Consider the following 15213-nt stretch of genomic DNA (forward strand, 5'->3'; position numbering starts at 1 on the left):
TTCTTCAATAGCTACTTAGATTGGTGAGACCAAGGCCCCACATATCCGGCGGACCAATCTGGCGGAATCTGGCAAGGCCTGGGGTCATGGTGGGCCCAACGAGCACGCTCTCCCCTCACTATAGTGCCATCGTAGACACTTGGTATAGGGTTTGCCGAGTAAGGGAAAGCATCAGCTGCCGAGTAAACATTCAAAAGGAGCGGCCTTGACGATCTGGAGTGATTGACATCAGAGCCATGAATAGTCCGACAATTCAATAGAAACACTGTACCAGCAGCCCCTATCATATAATCCTTTAATGCTTCAGTTACCCAGTCTAACTTATCTTTTGCAATACGAATTACAAAATTTCCGCGATCATCATATAAGTCATACAATGGTCCAATATGACTCCCCTTAACAACAGTTAAGGGCCCTTGGGACATGNTAACATCCTCGAGCAAGACCCCAACTGTAACAGGGCTGTAATTAGTATGTGGCCAGGCTTGGATATCTTGGTGCCATTCAAACCTCTGCCCCCCGTTTGCCCATTTGTAATTCAGCTTGGAGTGAAAAAAACGAACGTTGGGACCAACGACATCCGCCACCAAGTCAGGGATAATAGACTCTGAAGCAAATTCCCAAAATATTTTGTCATAAGATACCGGACTAACTACNCTTCTTAATTTTGGATCCTCAAAACAATGACCATCTTCCAAGACAAACATCTCGTTATTTTGCNAAACTGGTCGACTTTTTTCAATAAATCTCATGCTTGCGGATCTCAACCTTGTTAACCAAGCCGTCTCCAAAATCCCTTCTAACTTAAGATATCCAAGATGAAAATACTCTTCCCTCTGAGAAGATGTAAGCACCTTGCTCTCCCTTTCTAAAACTTCTTTAAGTTGCATTTTGAACCAATCCAAAAAGCTTAATCATAGCTGCCAGTTTCTCACATCTCTGCTATACAGACATCTTTCCACAAAATATAAGTGCTGATAGTATGAACCTATTCCTCATCTTCCGCCAATATATTTCTGCTTATCTTATATGTACCTGTTAGCCACTTTCCCAGGTCTACTTGGGCACATCTTCTGCTGCAAAAAGGTGCCCGTTCCAATAATAGGTTCCGTCCGCAACTTGGGCACTTTCCATGCTTACTCCCAGAATTTAATTTCTTATCTCCCTCTTTATAACTCAACCTGACACAACCCTAAAATCCACGCCCCCAACATTAGTATCCACCATTAAATTTATCCTCACAGCTCTACTTTTCTCAATCTCGTCGATAATTTCCGAACAATGAGCTTTCAAAAATTCTATGGTTCTATCGTTACCAAGAACCGAGAAATGGGTCTCTTGGGTAAAGAAAATTTCCCTTTCCAGTACCATAAAAACTTTATCGATGACGGCACGAATGTGTTGAACCTTACCATCACCATCACAATTCGAACAAACTTCCTTCATCACGCTAGAGTGAGCTCCTCCCCGTCGATATCTTGTAAGTTCTACAACTCCAAACTCCGAAAACCCTGATATCCTCACTGGAAAGTTATCTCTATTAAGGCTCGTTCTTAGGGCATCAAGTATTCTTTTTTTATCTTTTTCGTGTCTCATATTAACAAAATCAATCACTACAAGACCGCCTATATTTCGTAGGCGGATTTGTCGCCCTAAAATTGAAGCGGCCTCTAAATTAGTTTGGAAAGCAATCCCGGAACGCACCCCTTTACTGCTATTCTCTCCGGTATCTACATCCACTGTAGTCATTGATCGGGTTTCGTCAAAATAAAGACGACCACCAGAAGGCAAACTGACCGCCGAGGAACCGACTTCCTCCAACTGTTCTTCCAAATTATTCTCTACAATCATGGCGCGTTTGGCAGTTACTGCCTTAACCAATCCCACTGCCTCCGGGTAGTAGGTCCTACAGTAGCTTTTCACCTCATCAAGCTTATTCTTACCACTCACCATGATGGACACAACTTCTGGACTCAAATGTTCCCTTAAAAACCTTTCAGTTGCCGTTGGCGCAGGCCAAAGCAACCCTATTGATTTTGCCGAACCATGTAGCCTTCGAATTTCNGCCCAAATTTGTCGTAACTTTGTAATCTCATAAGAAATTCCATCACTGCTTTGTCCTCTCGCAGAAGTCCTCACTAAAATACCTTCATCCCCTTTTTTATTCTNACTCGCAACGATATTGAGCCGAGCCCGTTCATCGTCCCCTGTTATTCGAGGAGAGACGCTAATAGTTCCAGAATATGGACTGAAAACAGCATATCTACCTACTAATGAGATTACACTGCTGACTCTAGGTCCCTTGCCATCTCTCTCATCGCTCCTGACTTGAACAAGGATTTTGGAACCTTCCGTAAGCCGAGCCTTATAATCGCATTGACCATCTATATATTTCCGTTTTATCTCCCCCGCTAAATTTAGAAATGCGTTCTTTTGCATTCCACAATCTATAAACGCAGCGTCGATACCAGGAAGCACTTTAGTTATCTTACCAAGATAAACACCCTCAACTAAAGAAGATGCATTTTTGGGTTCAAGATACAAGACATCTAGATAGCCATCCCGAGTAAGAGAAATACGGGTGGTCAAGATAGAATCAAATACATAAATTTCTTGTCCCATGGTTGTCCACCCCTAGGATTATTCGTATGACGTGGGATAACCAATACCGGACAGCATATTATAAGTCTCATAAAGTGGTAGCCCAACCACATTCGTGTAAGANCCAGTGATGGATATGATAAAAGCTGATGCCCTACCTTGTATCGCGTATCCTCCAGCTTTCCCTTCCCACTCCCCACTATCAAGATAGTTTGAAATTTCGCGAGTNGTTAACTTCTTGAATTTAACTCTTGTTTGGATACACCGTTGCCGCTTTGAGCTCCCGTAACGAATATATACAGAGGTATACACTCGATGGNTGCGGCCAGACAGCATGGTTAAGAAGGCCGCCGCTTCAGCCATATCTCTCGGCTTACCAACTGTTCTTTTGCCCAGAGCAACCGCGGTATCGGCAGCCACTATTACTGCCTCCTTATGCTGTCTAAAGACTTTTTCTCCCTTTAATAAAGACAGTCGCGTAACCAAATCTTTAGGACCTTCTCCAACGATTCTAGTTTCATTGACATCCGCTGGAATAACTAGATCAGGCGCGCAACCTATTTGATGAAGCAACTGGTGCCTTCTATCAGATGCCGACGCCAATANTAACTTTCTCGCGTTCACGAATAGGCCACCAATTTCACCGATACTCTTACACTAACTATCTTATCACTTATGCCGAAACACTATTCGACCCTTTGAAAGATCGTAGGGTGTCATTTCCACGGTTACCTTATCACCGGCTAAAACGCGTATACGGTTTTTACGCATCCGCCCAGAAGTGTGGGCAAGTATTTCATGCTCATTCTCTAATTTAACCCTAAACATTGCATTAGGAAGCAACTCTGTAACCTGCCCCTGAAATTCCAACGCANCTTCCTTAGCCATTCAATCTCCTATTACTCATATAATATGTGCCCAAATTCAACTGTACTCCGTGACCCATCACAAACCAATGTACATCCTCTATGTTTGTAACAAANAACTTTCGTATCATCCACACTNATACCAATCCTCTAAATTATTGCGCTTACAAACCCGAATTTCNATACTAGATTTAACTATTCTCTTAATTACGTAGCTGCATGACACATATTAACGTAAACAAGCGCCTTGCTGTCGTAAAATCAATCGTTACTTTACCACTCAGAGAGTCTAATAACATCTGCGATCCCTCGTCATGAAGTCCTTTCCGGCCCACGTCTAATGCCTCTATCTGATTTGGCCGCGCATACTTTATTGCGTTATGATAACTCTCACATACTGTAAAATAATCCTTGACCAGTCTTCTTAATCCTGACATCGGCAACACAATTCGCTCCTGAGCAGCACTATTGGNGTAATTGTTAATTAGAAAGAACAACCTATTCTCCTCGATTCCCAATATTAATTTATACGGGCCGGGAATCTTGGCGACAGGCTGGAAATAATTCTCTTCCAAAAGGTCATAAATAGCTACCTTCCTCTCCCTATCGATTTCTGGATTCCAACGAACAACAGAACGTTCATCAAGAAAAACCTCAACAATACGATAGGATTTTTGGTTCACATCATCAGATTTTATATTTTTCAACGCTCTTACTGAAAATCATTTAATGGAATAATTCTAGAATCAAGGGAGTTGGTAATTCCATCTTGATCACTCATCCAACAGTCTCATTGCTAAAGATTGGGCGTGGGCCTCTAATCCCTCTCGTTTGGCCAGCGTAATACCGTGTTGCGCTACAGCCTGAAGGCTCAAGGCATCACACTCTATCAAATTTGTGCTCTTACAAAAATCTACAACTGACAGACCAGAGGAATAACGAGCNCTCCTTGCCGTAGGCAATACGTGGTTCGGACCAGCGACGTAGTCTCCAACTGCCTCAGGGGTATAGCGCCCTATGAATATAGCACCAGCATTTTTGATCCTTTTTAGAAGCGGATCTGGGTTTCCCAGAGCCACTTCCACGTGCTCCGGAGCCAATCTATTTATCAGGACAGCCGCCTCCAAAAGTTCATTAACTACTATGCTAATTCCATTTTTCTCCCAGCTTTCCCGGGCGATGTCCGCCCGTTCTAAGTTTCTCAAATGAATCAATATATTTTTTTCAACAGCTTCTGCAAAAGCAATATCATCAGTTATCAAAGTACACAAAGCATCTTTATCGTGTTCAGCTTGCGANAACAAATCCATAGCAATCCAGCTTGGGTCCGCCTCCCTATCTGCAACTACTAGTATTTNACTTGGCCCTGCAATGGCGTCTATACCAACTATGCCAAAAACTTGCCTCTTCGCCTCCGCAACAAATGCGTTCCCCGGCCCTACAATCTTGTCAACGGGGCTAATAGTTTTGGTGCCGTAAGCCAGGGCAGCTACCGCTTGTGCGCCACCCACCTTATAGATTTCTTCAACCCCAACAATCTTTGCCGCAGCGAGGAGATACGGGCTTACAGCCCCAGTGGGACAAGGAACGACCATTGCTAACCTCTCAACTCCAGCCAACCGCGCCGGAATTGCGTTCATGAGCAAAGAACTAGGATAGACAGCCTGGCCCCCAGGCACATACAAGCCTACAGATTGAATCGGCGTCCAGCGGGTTGCAAGCTTCAAGCCAGCTTGGTCCGTAAATGAAAATTCACTAGGAATTTGTCGTTTGTGAAAATCCTCTATACGACCTGCCGCAAATTCTAGTGCGGCAATATCTTCAAGTTCGCACGATGCAAAGGCTATTTCAATTTCTTTTCTCGATACCCCAACTTCTCCNGNTCCCAATCTTATTCCATCAAACTGNTCAGTGTATTGCAATAAGGCAGGGTCACCATGATCACGCACGCGCTGCANTATCTCCTGCACTACACTGGCCACCCCAACAGCTCTTACTTGTCTTTTTTTTAAGGCTTCTTCCAGTNAAGCCTCAAAATTAGGGTCCGTCGCTCTAAGTGGTTTCTGCATTTATTACACCAGAAAAATCTGAAACAAGTTGATCAAGTTCATGGCTACGTGTTTTCCAAGCCGCCTGATTAACAATCAACCGAGAAGTAATTTCTGCAATTACTTCCTTTTCCTGTAGACCATTCTCCGCCAGTGTCCGACCGCTGTCGACAAGATCAACAATCCTATTACACATACCAAACAAGGGTGCCAACTCAATGGCGCCACTCAACTTAATACATTCGGTTGTCACGCCTCGCGCATTAAAAAAACTTTTTGTAGCATTTGGATATTTTGTGGCGACTCTTAGATGATCCCAGGAATTGGATGAACGTTCTGACTTTTCTTGTGGTTCTGCCAAAGACATACGGCACCTACCAATGCCTAAATCAACAGGAGCGTACACATTAGGATACTCAAATTCCAAAAGGGTATCGTACCCCGTTACACCTATATGAGCTCCACCAAATGCCACAAAAGTAGCCACATCAAAGCTTCTAACCCTGATTAGGGTTAGGTATGGTAAATTCGTACTAAACGAGAGCCTCCGCGACTTGATGTTGTGAAAATCCGCTTCGGGCTCAATTCCCACTTTTCTCATAAGGGGCAAAAGCTCTGATAAAATCCTTCCCTTGGGTACAGCAAAAGTTATTTCAGACACCGCTCTCACCTACGTCAGGTTTCGCATCCAAATCCCTAAACCAGCAAACCATATTATCTCCCTTTAGTTTTATAGCGCCGCCTCCACGGAAAATCAGTGCCACTTCTCCCTGAACATAGGACACGGAGAGGAAACGCAAAAGGATATTCCTCTTCTCACGGATTATATCTCTTGTTCGGACACTCTTTACACCATCAAAGCATAAACCCGTCCTCACTCTGTTTATGGTCCCCGCTTGGGAGACATTCTCTATATTATTTTCTCTCACAAATCGACTAACAAGAACTATGAATTGATCCTCATCCCTCAAAAAGGTCATGTCCTTGAGTTTAGCCTCCGCATCTTGCAACAAAGCCGAAATTACAGAAAAATCCTCTTCATCCCCAGCTCTGAGGCTCAGGGACCTATGTGATGATTCAGCGTTCATTCGCGCAGCCGTTCCACTATTGCGCCACAAGCAACTAATTTCTCCACTATAGTTTCATAGCCCCTATCCAAATGATAAACGCNATTGATCACTGTTTCACCCTGAGCAGCAAGCCCGGCTAACAAAAGAGACACACTCGCCCTCAAATCAGTTGCCATCACCGGAGCTCCATTCAGGGCACTGACACCCACGACCATTGCAGTATTCCCTTTAATACTAATATTTGCACCCATGCGGGCTAGTTCATTGACATGCATAAAACGATTCTCAAAAATTCTCTCCCGAACTGTGGACACCCCTTTAGCAAGGGTCACAAGTGCCATAAGTTGCGCCTGCATATCCGTAGGAAAACCAGGGTATGGTTCGGTTTCTATAGTTACTGGACAGATCTCTCGAGAAACCCGGGCGGCACGCACCCCATCGGGTATATTGCTTAACTCTACCCCAACCCTTGCAAGGCTATCGGCGACAGTCTGCATATGTTCTAGCCGTGCCCCTAAAAGATCTAGAGTTCCCCCGGTGATCCCGGCAACTATAGCGTAGGTCCCGCTCTCAATGCGATCAGAAACGACAGTATAGTCAGCGCCCCCTAGAGATGAGACCCCAGAGATCTCCAATCTTTGGGTTCCAACGCCACTTATACGGGCCCCCATTTTTACCAAACATTTGGCAAGGTCCGCCACCTCTGGTTCGCGTGCAGCATTACTAATAATGGTGTCTCCCTCCGCGAGGCTTGCAGCCATCATTAGATTCTCTGTCGCACCAACAGATGCAACGGGCAATCGGATAACTGCTCCCCGCAGACCTTTCGGCGCAGACGCCTCTATGTAGCCTTCCTTAAGTAATATCGTGGCACCAAGCTGCCGCAATCCAGCAACATGGAGGTCAACCGGTCTGGGTCCAATCGCACATCCTCCTGGCATCGACACGCATGCATATCCAAGACGCGCCAATAACGGCCCCATAACTAAAACAGAGGCTCGCATTTTTCTTACCAATTCATAAGACGCAGTAACACCCTCCAACCCACTTCCGCTGAGCGCCAGGCAAATAGATGGATCACCCTTAATATTGCAGCTACCCCCGTTTGCCTCGTGATCAGAAACATCGAGGCCCAACTCGGCTAACAACTTGGCCATAGCTTCGATATCGGAAACCTTGGGCACATTCCGGAGTATCAAGGTTTGGTCAGTCAACAAGCTAGCGGCCATCAAAGGTAACGCCGCGTTTTTAGCTCCCGAAATACGAACAGAGCCTGATAAAGTCTGCCCCCCTATTATTCTTAACCTATCCATGATTCCAGAAAAACCACCTTACAATGAAAAAGGTTTAATCCGCTGAGCCATACTCTTTGCATTGAGGGGCCACTCTTCAGTTTCAACCGCTTNTACTCACTTATCTCTCGCACNCGTCCAGGTCNATTTCCTCTATTTGAGCCTTGGTACGAGCCTGCAATTTCCGCTTTTTCAAATTTTCTCGGAGCAGTTCTCCTTCACGTTGGCGTTTCTTATCTTCTCTCTCCTGACTCGGAGAAAAACTCTTCATCAGAAATTTTCTCGATTTTCTCATTCAATTATACCGGACCCACAAAATCTACCTCAAGTTAATGTTGTAACACTGCATTTATGCACACCGCAGCGACCAAAAGAGGGCCTTGCCGCACAACCAATAACATAAAGTGGTTGCTGAGACGGCCGTCATCTAATAGACCTTATCACCAGCCGCCGTAGCTCAGGGGTAGAGCACACCCTTGGTAAGGGTGGGGTCGAGTGTTCAATTCACTCCGGCGGCACCACCATCATTAAACCCATCTGCTTAAAGCAAGACCTATCCCTGACACCACTCATATCTCGCAAAATTCAGCACTAATACTATCTTCCATAAATGCTATATTGTTACCATAAGGTTCCCGTTTTATTGATTTCTCAGGAGTGGAGCAACTATTGGTAAATGACATTTTCAATTCTGCCATTCTAATTATTGCGGAGCCCCTGCTTTATTTAATTAGAGTTGATCAACGAGTATACTGGTTGTATTTGCTAATGGCTGCTGTTCTGGCAGGTTGGGTATTTGTCCACACACCGGATTTTTCCCGGAAAAATGGGACTATTCCAAAGCTCCAGCAATTTACACAGTTTATTCATTTTTGCTTTCCGAAGCGCTTACTCGGACATAGGTCTGCCCGCGTCGACTATACTTTTTTTATCATTAATCGCATGGCCTTTCCATGGCTCATAGCCCCATTAACATTTGGAATCGTCGGAGCTAGCCAACTCAGCATGCAGTTTCTGGAACAGTTTGCCTTTCTGAGCAACATACTGGGCAAGGCGTCAACTTTAGACCAGATACTCTTTACCATTTTGTTGTTGTTTATCATGGATGGTGCAATTTACTTAGCCCATTATCTACAGCACCGGCTCCCTCCCTTATGGGAGTTTCACAAAGTGCATCATTCCGCCGAAGTACTTACCCCCATCACGGTATACAGAATGCATCCAGTTGATGATCTAGTATCAGGAAGTATGGCGGGGATCTCTATGGGCCTAGTAATTGGACTATTCCAAACCCTCTATGCCGAGGGGATAGGCTGGTACTCCATTGCCGGGCTAAACATGGGGGTTACGGTCTTCTACCTTTTTGGCTATAATCTNCGACACTCCCATATTTGGCTATCATACCCNCCAATAATCAGCCACTTTTTAATCTCACCAGCTCAACACCAAATCCACCACAGCATGGATCCTGCCCATTTTGGAAAGAATCTTGGCTTCATCTTCTCCTTCTGGGACTGGGCAGTTGGAACCCTTTATNTTCCAAANACACGCGAACCAGTAAAATGTGGAATTGCAGGCACTGAATCAAAAAATTTTGATGCTGTCTGGAAACTGTACTGTCTGCCATTTAGGGAAATCGGACGTTTGATTAGGATGTACACAAAAAGACTGGAACTATGAATACTTCACGATCCTTGAAACTATATTGGCCTCTAATCATAGCGCTCATCATTGGTAGCCTGGCTCTAGCAGTTTATCTTTTTTATCCAACACCCCGTCTCCTGACAGCCCAACCAACGGACGAAGTTGAATTAAACAAACTAACTTGGTTAGAGGTGCGGTCACTCCTGCAAACAGGTAAATCTAGCATTATCATCCCCACAGCTGGGATTGAGCAAAATGGCCCACATATTATCCTAGGCAAGCATGGTTTTATCGTCCGAGAAGCGGCCCTCGCCATAGCAAAAGAACTCGGCAACGCTCTGGTAGCACCGACCATAGAAACCGTGCCAGAAGGAAATATCGATCCACCCACAGGACATATGCAATATTCGGGCACTGTTTCTATCCCAGAAGAGGTGTTTGANCAAATACTCGAACACACAGCTCGGAGCTTCAAGCATCATGGATTTAAGACAATGTTTTTTCTCGGAGACAGCAGCGGCAATCAAGATGCTCAGCAGAAAATTGCTGAGAAACTTACTGCTGAATGGAAAGCTGAAGATGTGCAAGTATTTCACATCGATGACTACTACTCTCGCAATGGCCAGTTAGATTGGCTAAGAAAAAATGGTTATACAAATCGTCAGATAGGAACACACGGAGGCATTAGAGATACCTCCGAACTCCTCTTCGTGTTTCCCAATGGAGTACGAAAACACCTTCTTACCCTTACTCAGCACTCTATAACTGAACCAACGGGGAGCAATGGAGACCCCTTTCTAGCATCCCCAAAAATCGGCAAGATAATGCTGCATCTTAAGATTCAGTCTGCTGTAAAACAAATCCAGAAATTAACAAATTCAAGTTCTAACTAAAAATTCCAGGTACACNGAGAGGAAACGGNAATGGTTTGGGCATTTTTACTACGACGCTTTTCGGGGCGACAGAAACAGCGCACTATGCTTACAGTTGACCAAAGCAGGCATCTTGCTTGGGTGACGAGAAAAGCTGCCACTCAAGCAATTGCTTCAGCTATCCTATCTCTGATTGCACTTGCCACGCCAATGGCCGATGAAACGGGTCCTCTGACATGTCCACAGAAATACCTTTCAGGGGAGGCAGCCCAAGAGATGATGGTTAAAGGTGTGATAATGCATACGCAGCTGCGAAACCAAGAAAATGAAGATCACACCAAATATACTTTTATCCACACGGTTCGGGCTGACTGGACCATTTGGATTTGCATACAAACCGTCGATGTGAGCAACGGGACACCAGACAACTTAAGAATCTCGTGCACAGCCTGTGACTACTAGAGGATCCGCACCTTCACCTCTTAGTTGCCAATTTAACAACTTTAGGTAAACAGGACTTAGATCCCATAGTCCTTAAAAAAGGCTAGATAAATAAGCAGTATCAAAATAATTAGTTTTCCATAATCAAGGTCAAATGCGGTGCCTTCCCCAAATCGGCTCTGAAATTTCTCAAAAATACTTTTCATAATAAAACATCTCCACTGGCCAGATGCGTCAACAATATATAGCATACGTTTGTATCATATAGCATAAGTTTGATTCGGCCGAAAAGAGGGTGCAGAGATATGGATTTGCTCCAACTATTTTAAAAAGTTGAGGCCATGAAAATAAGAAGAAAGGCTTGTTTTTGGATGTTCACATCGTACGGAAAACTCTCCCATCGCCCCCTACCTTAGGTTAGGCAAGTTGACCTAATTCAGTTTTCACACGCCCTATTGGAAATACACATGATAATAGAAAGGTTAAAATCGAATATAGCCCTTTTGGGCTCGGTTCTAATGCTAATTGCTCTTCTCTCTAATCCGGTAAAAGCGGAGTTGGACTTTGGTTTTGAAGCTGAATATCGGGGGAATTTTGAACAGGCTTTAGCTGAACTCCAACCCTTGGCAGAAGCCGGCAACGCCAGAGCGCAGCTTTGGCTCGGACTTATGTATTATTATGGTCGGGGTGTATCATTTAACCCCCGAAAAGCCCAAAAATGGATTAGAAAATCCGCCGACCAACTCTATGAGAACGCTGAATTTTCCTGGTGCTTCATCATACAGGGATGTTGGACGGGAGGACTCAATAATTAAAGGACGACAATCAACATTACACAAATTTATGAATATTACTTTATAAAATTTTATATATTAAACAATGTATTATGTATTTTTCTTAACAACTAAATATATACTTATTCCATCCAAGTATGAACCGATAAACATCGAACCTTATTCATTTATTTTCCCTTGAAAAATTAAGGCAAACATTAAAATCGTCACTTCGGGCAGCATTTTCTGTTAGAAAATTAGACATTAGGTGGCCCCTGAATACATTANGATAATGGGACGTTTTTTAGGNGGACCAAATTAAGAAACAAGTCTTTATACAGCTTCACCAAAAGGGTACATTGCCGATCCGGCTGTGTGAGGAATAGGAGAGCAATAGCTCGTTTTCAGAGGGTCGGCGATTTAACCTGTTAACGGCCTGTAATAGTGTCGTCTGTAACCAGGGATTGTTTTATATTTTAGTTATTTAGCAGAATTAATTTATGCGCATTCTAGTTATAAGCCTCTTGTTTGTAGCAGTCATAGCCGCCGCGGGCACGGCGGCCCTGGTTAAGGGTTTTCTCGAATCGCAGCAAGGGNCGGGTCCAGAAAACCTAATTGTGGAGGAGATGGCTCCCGCACCTGAAAAAATAACTCACGTATTGGTAGCCAAAGCAATGTTGTTACCTGGGGATGAAATTTCTACAGGAGATATCTTATTTAAGGCGTGGCCCGAGGATATGCTGGATAAGAACTATGTGGTATCTGAAACACCTGACAACGCAGGTTTGGCTGACTTTGTGGGCACAACAGCTCGTGTTAGCATTCCTTCCGGAGTTCCACTTACCCGAGAAATGGTATTCAGGCGCTCAGAGGCGGGCTTTTTGACGGGCATTTTGTCTCCGGGTATGAGAGCTGTTTCGGTCGCAGTACAGCCCCAAACTGGAGCCTCGGGCTTTATTATGCCCGGTGATTATGTGGATGTCATAGTAACCTACAATTTCACGGCCCCCGAGGAGGGACAAGGAAGCAGAACTCGTCAGGCAGCAGAAACAATCCTTGAAGAAGTCCGTGTAGTTGCCGTGGACCAGGAATTACAGGGAGAAAATGAAGAGGCAATAGTAGCCAAAACTATTACTCTAGAGGTTACTCCTAAAGGTGCGGAAACAATCTCCCTTGGAACCATGGTTGGAAAAATCCACCTCTCCCTTCGCAGCCTTTCTGCTGTNGAGTCAAAAGAACAAGAAGTTTTTACACCGGATTATGAAATTTTCGAAGCGCTTACAATTGTGGTGGAAGAGGAAGAAGAATTAGAGCTAGGGAATACCTACAATGCGCCTACACCTAGTGGGCCAAAGATCAAGGTGTACCGAGGTGGAACCGAGAGCGTGAACTCATTACCAGGTCAATTGTAATGCATAAGCAAGGAAGGAACTTTCGAAAACTCTGCTTCATAGGCGTCGTTTGGGCCCTGAGCTCTCACCCAGTCTTGTGCCAAACGGAGGTGGAGGTCCGTCCATTNGAAGAAATNGAAGCTCAAAAAGATGGCGAAATACTCACAATTCCTCTGGACAAGGTTCAAACTCTTCGGGTATCGCGAAATATAGCAGAAGTCATAATTGGTAACGCCGATATTGCCGACGTCATAGTAAAAACCCAAAACCGAGCTTACATCATCGGCCGCTCCACGGGAGATACAGATATTCTCCTTATCGACTCAGAAGGCAATCTAATTAAGCACATCGTTGCACGTGTCGGATCTAACATCGAGGCGGCAGCGACCGCGATCGCGCAAGTCGTGGATGCTTCCCAGATTGAGCTCTCGGCCCTCAATAACAATATACTAATACAAGGCATCGTTCATACTGCCAAAGAATCAGCTGACGCAGCAGAAATCGCCCGAAATTTTTTAGACCCGGATAATGAGAATGCTGCCGTAGTGAATATGCTTCAAGTGCTAGGCGATCAACAAGTCTTGCTGAAAGTGCGAATGGCTGAGATGCAACGAAACGTTCTCAAAGACCTGGGAATGGATACTGATTTCTCACTTATTAGAGGCGACGGCGCCCTATTTTTTGACATTTCCACTTCAGGGCTAAATCGCATATTAAATACTGAAGGGACCGCCAGATTTAACGTCGACAGCGCAAACATACCATCAGCTACTTTTTCAGCACTAGAACGACAGGGTTTAGTCAAAACACTCGCTGAACCTGCTCTAACCGCCATTTCAGGAGAAACCGCTAATTTCTTAGCTGGTGGAGAATTTCCTACAGTGGCGGGCATTGATAACACAGGAAACGTCTTAATTGAGTTCCGCGAGTTCGGCGTCGCGCTTGCATTTACTCCCATTGTAATGGCTGAAAACCGAATAAGCCTTAAGATTTCCACTGAAGTCAGTCGAGTGTCTGCTGAAAACGTCTTAACCCTACCAGTCAATGCAGGCGCCACTACTGTTGACGTAGTCGGCCTCGCTGTAAGGAGAGCTGAAAGCACCATAAATTTACCCAGCGGCGGAAGCTTAATGATTGCTGGGCTTCTCCAAAATGACGAACTCACCACTGTAGATGGGATTCCCTGGCTAAAGGATGTCCCAATCCTTGGGACACTATTTAGAAGCCCGAATTTTGTGCAAAACCAGTCTGAACTAGTGGTGATTGTTGAAGCTTTTATCGTTAGGCCTGTGGACGGAGGACAAAAAAAACTTGCCCTACCTACTGATGGTTTTGTAAGCCCAAGCGACCTAGATCTGCTTCTTTTTGGTCGTTTGTACAAACGGTATGGGGGTGATAAAATGCGCGACACCAACCCCGTGCTACAGGGCCCCTTAGGCTACTTGTTGCGCTAGGTGTTGGTCACGGTAGTCGGGTTACCGCAGAAAGCTAGGACGGTATGGAAAAGTCACAAAATTTTATAAGAAGGATTCCTAGTGCTTTTCAAACGATTGGAATCCTATTTTTTCTGTCCATAATCCTGGGCGGCTGTAACCCTCCACCTCTTGGAAATTTGGATTATCAGAACGCTCATCCGCTACAAGTTCATGAGCGGACATTCCAAATCAGCATCGCAGTAACAGAAAGCAGTGAGGGTCCCGTGCCAAAGGACATGACTGCCCTAAGCCAATTCGTCTCTGAGTTTCATAGGAGAGCGCAAAGCAATCTCTTCGTCTTGCCTGCAGAGCAACTAACCGGATCTCAAAGAGCCAGATTACTTAGTAATATAGGATTAAAACTTGCAGCCTTGGGAGTGAGCAAACATCAAATAACAAGCGATACGATCTCGCCAGATCCAACCCAGAAATCTAATGTCGTTGTAATGAGTTTTTTAGGCTCGGCCGTTAAGGTACCAGATTGTGGTGAAGATTGGTCAGGAGAAAGTGGCTTTAATCCGGCCAACACGCCGATTAAAAGCTACGGTTGCTCGTATCAACGTAATATTGGACTCATGGTTTCTGATCCTCAAGACCTAATTCAATCCGGAAACCAAAGAAGTACCTTGGACTCAAATACAATTCAAAGGGTTATAAGACAGTATCAGGCTGGCGAACCAACAATCTCCGAAAGATATAATAGCCGCGTCTTTAAGAATGACGACTAAACCTGGAAGGAA

General features: G+C 44.7%; 17 protein-coding genes and 1 tRNA gene. 8 read left to right on the plus strand and 10 right to left on the minus strand.

Annotated features, from left to right (window positions below; genetic code table 11):
• Positions 1–11: 11 nt before the first annotated feature.
• The 10 genes from CMM32_07025 to murA form a co-directional block, all read right to left on the minus strand.
• Positions 12–890 carry a phytanoyl-CoA dioxygenase gene (locus CMM32_07025; GenBank protein ID MBT06652.1) on the minus strand — a complete coding sequence of 293 codons (879 nt, stop codon included), beginning with the start codon at positions 888–890 and terminating at the stop codon, positions 12–14.
• 98 nt (positions 891–988) lie between these two features.
• A complete protein-coding gene (locus CMM32_07030) occupies positions 989–1180 on the minus strand; it encodes a DNA gyrase inhibitor YacG (protein MBT06653.1) in 192 nt (63 codons plus the stop codon).
• Positions 1177–2622: a hypothetical protein gene (locus CMM32_07035; protein MBT06654.1), complete on the minus strand. Its 1446-nt coding sequence runs from the start codon at positions 2620–2622 to the stop codon at positions 1177–1179. The genes CMM32_07030 and CMM32_07035 overlap by 4 nt, the downstream gene beginning before the upstream one ends.
• A gap of 18 nt (positions 2623–2640) precedes the next feature.
• Complete coding sequence (gene maf / locus CMM32_07040) at positions 2641–3225, minus strand: septum formation protein Maf (GenBank protein MBT06655.1); 585 nt, start codon at positions 3223–3225, stop codon at positions 2641–2643.
• 45 nt (positions 3226–3270) lie between these two features.
• Positions 3271–3489, minus strand: coding sequence for a translation initiation factor IF-1 (locus CMM32_07045; protein ID MBT06656.1), 219 nt, complete (start codon positions 3487–3489; stop codon positions 3271–3273).
• A gap of 181 nt (positions 3490–3670) precedes the next feature.
• Positions 3671–4150, minus strand: coding sequence for a hypothetical protein (locus CMM32_07050; GenBank protein MBT06657.1), 480 nt, complete (start codon positions 4148–4150; stop codon positions 3671–3673).
• A 90-nt stretch (positions 4151–4240) separates the two neighbouring features.
• Complete coding sequence (gene hisD, locus CMM32_07055; GenBank protein ID MBT06658.1) at positions 4241–5536, minus strand: histidinol dehydrogenase; 1296 nt, start codon at positions 5534–5536, stop codon at positions 4241–4243.
• Positions 5520–6185 carry an ATP phosphoribosyltransferase gene (locus CMM32_07060; protein ID MBT06659.1) on the minus strand — a complete coding sequence of 222 codons (666 nt, stop codon included), beginning with the start codon at positions 6183–6185 and terminating at the stop codon, positions 5520–5522. Before CMM32_07060 ends, hisD begins: the two co-directional genes overlap by 17 nt.
• Positions 6169–6603, minus strand: coding sequence for a hypothetical protein (locus tag CMM32_07065; protein ID MBT06660.1), 435 nt, complete (start codon positions 6601–6603; stop codon positions 6169–6171). The genes CMM32_07060 and CMM32_07065 overlap by 17 nt, the downstream gene beginning before the upstream one ends.
• Complete coding sequence (gene murA / locus CMM32_07070; GenBank protein ID MBT06661.1) at positions 6600–7898, minus strand: UDP-N-acetylglucosamine 1-carboxyvinyltransferase; 1299 nt, start codon at positions 7896–7898, stop codon at positions 6600–6602. Before murA ends, CMM32_07065 begins: the two co-directional genes overlap by 4 nt.
• A 425-nt stretch (positions 7899–8323) precedes the next feature.
• Here murA and CMM32_07075 point away from each other — a divergent pair.
• The 8 genes from CMM32_07075 to CMM32_07110 all read left to right on the plus strand — a co-directional run bounded on the left by CMM32_07075 (position 8324) and on the right by CMM32_07110 (position 15201).
• A tRNA-Thr gene (locus tag CMM32_07075) sits at positions 8324–8398 on the plus strand.
• A 148-nt stretch (positions 8399–8546) separates the two neighbouring features.
• Positions 8547–9557 (plus strand): hypothetical protein, encoded by a 1011-nt coding sequence (locus tag CMM32_07080; GenBank protein ID MBT06662.1) that lies wholly within the window; start codon positions 8547–8549, stop codon positions 9555–9557.
• Positions 9554–10414 carry a creatininase gene (locus tag CMM32_07085; protein MBT06663.1) on the plus strand — a complete coding sequence of 287 codons (861 nt, stop codon included), beginning with the start codon at positions 9554–9556 and terminating at the stop codon, positions 10412–10414. Before CMM32_07080 ends, CMM32_07085 begins: the two co-directional genes overlap by 4 nt.
• 30 nt (positions 10415–10444) lie before the next feature.
• Positions 10445–10855 carry a hypothetical protein gene (locus tag CMM32_07090; GenBank protein MBT06664.1) on the plus strand — a complete coding sequence of 137 codons (411 nt, stop codon included), beginning with the start codon at positions 10445–10447 and terminating at the stop codon, positions 10853–10855.
• 446 nt (positions 10856–11301) lie between these two features.
• Positions 11302–11649, plus strand: coding sequence for a hypothetical protein (locus tag CMM32_07095; protein MBT06665.1), 348 nt, complete (start codon positions 11302–11304; stop codon positions 11647–11649).
• A 458-nt stretch (positions 11650–12107) separates the two neighbouring features.
• Positions 12108–13019 carry a Flp pilus assembly protein CpaB gene (cpaB, locus tag CMM32_07100; GenBank protein MBT06666.1) on the plus strand — a complete coding sequence of 304 codons (912 nt, stop codon included), beginning with the start codon at positions 12108–12110 and terminating at the stop codon, positions 13017–13019.
• The gene (locus tag CMM32_07105) at positions 13019–14452 is read left to right on the plus strand and encodes a hypothetical protein (GenBank protein MBT06667.1); all 1434 of its coding nucleotides are present in this window, start codon (positions 13019–13021) and stop codon (positions 14450–14452) included. The genes cpaB and CMM32_07105 overlap by 1 nt, the downstream gene beginning before the upstream one ends.
• A gap of 44 nt (positions 14453–14496) precedes the next feature.
• A complete protein-coding gene (locus CMM32_07110; GenBank protein ID MBT06668.1) occupies positions 14497–15201 on the plus strand; it encodes a hypothetical protein in 705 nt (234 codons plus the stop codon).
• Positions 15202–15213 lie beyond the last annotated feature (12 nt).

It is taken from the genome of Rhodospirillaceae bacterium (genome assembly GCA_002728255.1).
GTDB lineage: Bacteria > Pseudomonadota > Alphaproteobacteria > UBA7887 > UBA7887.